Source organism: Planococcus sp. CAU13 (assembly GCF_000775575.1).
Classification (GTDB): Bacteria; Bacillota; Bacilli; order Bacillales_A; family Planococcaceae; genus Planococcus.
Genome location: NZ_JRGN01000264.1, coordinates 1 through 1,211 on the forward strand (window position 1 = coordinate 1; position 1,211 = coordinate 1,211).

A 1,211-nucleotide genomic window follows, 5' to 3' on the forward strand; every position below is an offset into this window, starting at 1 on the left:
TGCGGGTTGTATCTTATGGTTTGCCCATTCCATCTTACGACTAAAATTTCTTTACCCCATCTCTCAACGAAAAAAGCATTCACTTTTCGTGAATGCCAGCTTGCATCTCCCTATAATATCTTCGCATCTTATTGTTGCCGACTCTTTTATATAAAGGGCTTTTCAGTATATTTCTCGCCGTCGACAGATGTTCCAGTGACAAGAAATCTTTACATTCGGCAGCTGAAATACTTGGTTTTATTAACATACACCATTCTCTGATTGCTTCGTGATGGGCATCGGTACTTTTCAGTTTGCATCCCGGACATTGCCAGGTGCGTTTGCACCTCTCCATTTCAGCTTTTTTGCAAGTTGGGCAAAAGACTCCTTTGGCGATTTCGCCAGCGCTGATTCCATGTTTCGCAGCCAGCGGAAATGGATTGTATTCCAGGGAAAGGCTGAGCAGTTGCTGGCCCAATATGCGCATTTTTTCTTGGGACATCTTTTCAGGCGGCATTTCGAAATTATGCAGCCGAATCATCGTTTCGTCTGCGCTCCAAATGACCGCTCCCGGCGGCTTTTCCACTACGATTTGATTGGGATAAGCAATCACCAGAGGAGTATGGATTGGCAGAACAGCATTCAGACTTTTCAACACACTTTCGAGCTTCCACTTTATCACTTCCACTTGAACCAGTGGACTTTGATACGACTTTTCTTCGCCTGACGCTTTCGTCTGATGCAAAGCACTCGGATTTTCAGTGAACCTGAGCAGACCCGAAATATTCTTCACTTCCAATAAAATTAAACAGGACTGCGTAATCAGCAGCGTATCGATTTGAAAATCTACATTAGTGGAAATCGACAGATCCTGGATAATTAAGTACTGATAATGCGGATTAAAATGCCTCATTAGGTGATCCAGCCGTTTTTCTCCACCAAAGCCCGCATTGATGGAGTTTATCCGCTCTGCAATAACTTCCTGCTTCGGATGATTAATCGGCAACCGTTTTGCCAAGGCTTCATAGCCGGCAAGTTTAGCCGGTCGTTTCCTGTTTTTAATAATTATTTCAGCCACCCTTGTCTTTAGAGTAACAGAATTTGTTTGGAAGTTCCATATTTATCCAAATATCATATTTGGAAGCCTATATAGCGTCAAAAATGAAATTTGTTCCTGAGAATATGTGATTTATGGTGTTTTTCGACTTTTAGGTGAGGAGTTTTATCTTATG

At 42.3% G+C, this 1,211-nt stretch carries 1 protein-coding gene; it reads right to left on the reverse strand.

Annotation, left to right across the window (positions count from 1 at the left end; all coding sequences use genetic code 11):
- Window positions 1–79 precede the first annotated feature (79 nt).
- On the reverse strand, window positions 80–1,057 hold the full coding sequence (locus tag KW93_RS12595) for a nuclease-related domain-containing protein (protein WP_052131614.1): 978 nt from the start codon (window positions 1,055–1,057) through the stop codon (window positions 80–82).
- Between the last annotated feature and the right edge of the window lie 154 nt (window positions 1,058–1,211).